At 62.6% G+C, this 3,659-nt stretch carries 3 protein-coding genes; 2 read left to right on the forward strand and 1 reads right to left on the reverse strand.

Annotated elements, in window-relative coordinates; translation table 11 throughout:
* Positions 1-73: 73 nt before the first annotated feature.
* Entirely contained in the window at positions 74-283 is a 210-nt protein-coding gene (locus KF708_15415) for a hypothetical protein (protein ID MBX3414075.1), read from the forward strand.
* Between the two features lie 100 nt (positions 284-383).
* On the opposite strand, the gene KF708_15420 is transcribed toward KF708_15415, so the two are convergent.
* Positions 384-1,982 (reverse strand): peptidylprolyl isomerase, encoded by a 1,599-nt coding sequence (locus tag KF708_15420; protein MBX3414076.1) that lies wholly within the window; start codon positions 1,980-1,982, stop codon positions 384-386.
* 364 nt (positions 1,983-2,346) lie between these two features.
* Here KF708_15420 and KF708_15425 point away from each other — a divergent pair, with 364 nt between their 5' ends.
* Positions 2,347-3,369 carry a hypothetical protein gene (locus tag KF708_15425; protein MBX3414077.1) on the forward strand — a complete coding sequence of 341 codons (1,023 nt, stop codon included), beginning with the start codon at positions 2,347-2,349 and terminating at the stop codon, positions 3,367-3,369.
* Positions 3,370-3,659 lie beyond the last annotated feature (290 nt).

Genomic DNA, 3,659 nt, shown 5'->3' on the forward strand with positions numbered 1-3,659 from the left:
CTTGCCGTGGCGATGGCCAGCGTGCCGACGCCGCCGAGCAGGCGAGCAGGCCCACGACATCAGGAATCAAGACATGGGGTCGGCGATGAGCGAACGCAAGGACAAGAGCCTGGAAGAGCTGTCTCAAGAAGCCCAGCCGAGTTTGGTCGTGGAGTTTCTCGAGTTTCTCCGCGACAACAAGAAGTGGTGGCTCTTGCCGATCCTGCTGGTGATTGCGGCCGTCGGCGCGCTGGCGATGTTCGCTTCGAGTGGCGCGGCCCCGTTCATCTACACGCTGTTCTAAACGGCCTTCGGCACGCTCGCTTGGCTTCAGGGCGACAGCGGCGCGGCGCTCGCGCGTTCCGCGCGCGAGTTGATATGGACGCCCACAGCGTCGAAGCGGCCTACTTGCCGGCCCGCTGTTGATTGAGCAGTTCGCCGGCGCGGTTGATATACCCCTGCGCCTCGGTGTCCTTGGGATTGACCTCGAGGGCCTGCTCGAACATCTCGATCGCCTGGCGGAAACGCCGTTCCGTCATGAGCACAATCCCCAATCCCTTCATGGCCTGTCCGTCGGTGGGGCGCAGCTTCAGCACTTTCTCGAAGTTCAGCTTGGCATTGGTCGAGTCCCCCGCCTTGGCGTAGGCCATCGCCAGGTACAAGTGCGGGTCGGGCTCGCGCGGCGCCATCCGTGCCGCGCGGCTCAAGTGGGGAATCGCCTCGGCCGCTCGTCCACGTTCGAGCTGCAGCACCCCCATGCGATAGCGCAGGTTGTACCACCAGGGGGCCACTTCGAGCCCCTCGGCGAGGAGTCTTTCCGCCTCGTCGTAATTGCCTTCGCGCAGCAGCACCACGGCCTCCGCCTCTTTAGCCTTGCCGATGTCGTAGGTCGTAACGGGTACGTACTCGTGGGGGCGGCGGCGCTCGACCTTCGTATCGAGAATGCGATCTCGCGCGAAGTCTTTCGAGGTGGTGTCGGGATCCGCCCGCTTCAGCCGTTCGACGACGTCCATGCCGCTAAGGACGCGGCCGAAGACCGGGTTGTTCGCTTCCGAGTGGTTAACGCCGCTCGAAGCGAGCGAGATGAAGAACAGCGATCCACATCGCCCGCGGCCGGCATTGGCCATCGAGATCGTTCCCCGCATGGCGGCGCGGCGATCGTCGCGGTCGGTTTCGCACAAGATTTCATGTCCAGGACCACCCGTGCCACGATTCAGTGGACAGCCGGCGACTGCCGCGAAGTTGTTCTGCACGCGAAAGAATTCGAGACCGTTATAGAACTTGCGATCGACGAGCCCGATGAAGTTCGCCACGGCGTTGGGGGCCTGATCCTCGTACAGTTCGAGGACGATGTCCCCCTTGGTGGTTGTGATGGTGACGCGCGGCAGGTTATCGGCCGCGGCCTCCGCTTCGCGCAGCTTCGTCTCTCGCGCGAGCTTTTCGCGCCATTCGGGAATGCTGTCGTGACGCGATTTCGCGTCGTTGCTCAAATCGCCCAGCTTGGCGGCCTCGGCGAAGAACTTCTCCGCATCGTCCAGGGCGCCCAGCTCGAAGCAGGCGATCCCCGCCTGCTCGTAGAGCTTGGCATCGGGCTTGCCATGTTCAATCATGGCCTTGGCCATGCGTACGACGAGCTCGTATCGATCGGCCGCGAGCGTGTGCTCGATCATGATGGTCAAGTAGCGAGCGGCCTCGGCGTGGTCGGGATCCGCCTCATAGGCCGTCACGGTCGAGTCGGCAAATCGCTGCAGCAGTTGATTGCCCTGCTCGAGCAGCGTGTCGTAGGCCAGCACGGCTTCGTTCTTCTGATCGGGCGGGCAGTTGTTGACCCGGAACCGCGCCTTATCCAACTCAAGCGCGAATTGAGCCCATTCCGTGCGAATCGATTCGAACTGCTCGGCGGGACTGGAGTTCTCGACCGTCTTCGGAGCATCTTGCCCGAGGACCGGATAGGTCGCCGACAGCGAGAACAAGAGTAAACACAACCCGAACTTTATGGGCATCGTAAAAAACCTTGTCATGCCGGACGGCCCCCCATGATGCGCGAACTGATCGCGCCCACCTCCCACGCGTGGCCCGGCCTCGATCCGAACCGAGGGCGCTGCTGGTGGCCCGCAGCATGGAGCTGGATTCTGGACCGCAGTCAGACACGCGTCTGCCACGGCCTCCACGCCTGTCCGACGAACGCCGGCATGCGCGAAAGACCCTCGTCCCAAAGGCCTGAACCCATATTACAGCAAACTTCGAAAACGGCGAGCAAGTTTTCGGTCGCGTTAAAACCACTAATCCGATCTTAACGACCTTGTGGCCAAAGACTTCCATTCCCACCTGGCGATGTGTGCGAGTTCGTCGCGGGGCGAACTTGCCTTGCCAGAGGAGCGCAAGCAGAATGGCCAGCATCGTCCCTTCTTGAGCAAGGTAGTAATGGCAAAGCTCGTCTCCCTACGCGACAACCTGAACACGCTCGAACGACTGCTGGCCGAGCATTTGCCCTGGACCCCGTTCGACTACGTGCCCGGCATCTCCCGGCAGGGAGACCGAGAACTGGCGGCTGCCGACCTGACGAGTTCCAAGGCCCCGGAAAACGATTTTCGCTTCGAGGGAGCGGCGGACGACGGTTCGCCCGTGGCGTTGCTCGCCGAATGTCTCCCCTGGGACAGCGAGTTCTTTGGCTACGGCGTGGGCCGCATCCACGGCGTCTTTCCGCTGGCGGCCCCGCTGGTTCGGCCAGGCTTCGATTACCATCGCGTCTTTGGCAAGCTGCTCAAGCGTTTGCGGAAAGAGGGGCTCCGTTACGTTACCGTCCAGGTAGACCCGCGCGATCTCGCCTTGCTACGGGCCGTCGGAGAGGCAGGCTTCACCCTCATCGAGACACGCTATCTGCACTGCGGTCCCGTCATCGAACCCGTGTTGGGCGAACGACTTCCCATCCGCCGGGCCACGGAAGAAGACATTCCCAGCCTGGCCCGCGCCGCCAGCCAAATGATAAACCCTTACGACCGCTTTCATGCCGATCCGCTGATCGATCCCGCGGACGCTGCGCGGCTGATGGAACGCTGGGTGGCCGAATCGGTCGCCGGCCGCATGGCCGACATCACGATCGTGCCCGACGTGCCAGAGCCGGGCGCCTTCGTCACGTATCGTTACCACCGCGACAAGTGGGACCGCTGGAAGCTGAACGTCGTCCAGGGGGTATTGTCGGCCGTATCCCCCGAGTTCGTCGGTTGGCTGGGCTGGCTCGGTCCCGAGGTGGCCTATCACCTCCATCGCCTGGGAGTCCAGTTCGCCTGCGGCAGTACGCAGGTGACGAATAATTCGATCATCTGGTTGGCGCAGGATGGGGGGAGCCGCTTCGGCAAATGTCTCCACACCTTCCGGATTTCTCTCTGAGCGGCGATGCTGGTTGGGGCGGTCAGCCGGTCCGTTTTCTTGCCTAGTCGATTTTTTCTATCGACCGACCGGATTAGCGGTTACGATTAAGTTGTCTCGTCGTGCGCTGCTTCTCGGTTGGGCTATCGACCGCCCAACGCCAGGCTCCTGGCGGCGGTCGAGCGGGGAAGCTTTTGCGCACACGGATCGTCGTGCGACTGTGCCGGATCGAGGGTACCGGCCCGGAATGTCCCCAGTCGTAAGACGTGCCCCCATCACGTCAGATCGACACACTTCGCGATAGACACTTG

This window comes from Pirellulales bacterium, from assembly GCA_019636335.1.
Classification (GTDB): domain Bacteria; phylum Planctomycetota; class Planctomycetia; order Pirellulales; family JAEUIK01; genus JAHBXR01.

What these genes read in the sequence shown, in the direction of transcription:
- KF708_15415 (MBX3414075.1), top strand. Translation starts at nt 74, where the DNA reads ATGGGGTCGGCGATGAGCGAACGCAAGGACAAGAGCCTGGAAGAGCTG.
- KF708_15420 (MBX3414076.1), bottom strand. Translation starts at nt 1,982, where the DNA reads ATGCCCATAAAGTTCGGGTTGTGTTTACTCTTGTTCTCGCTGTCGGCG.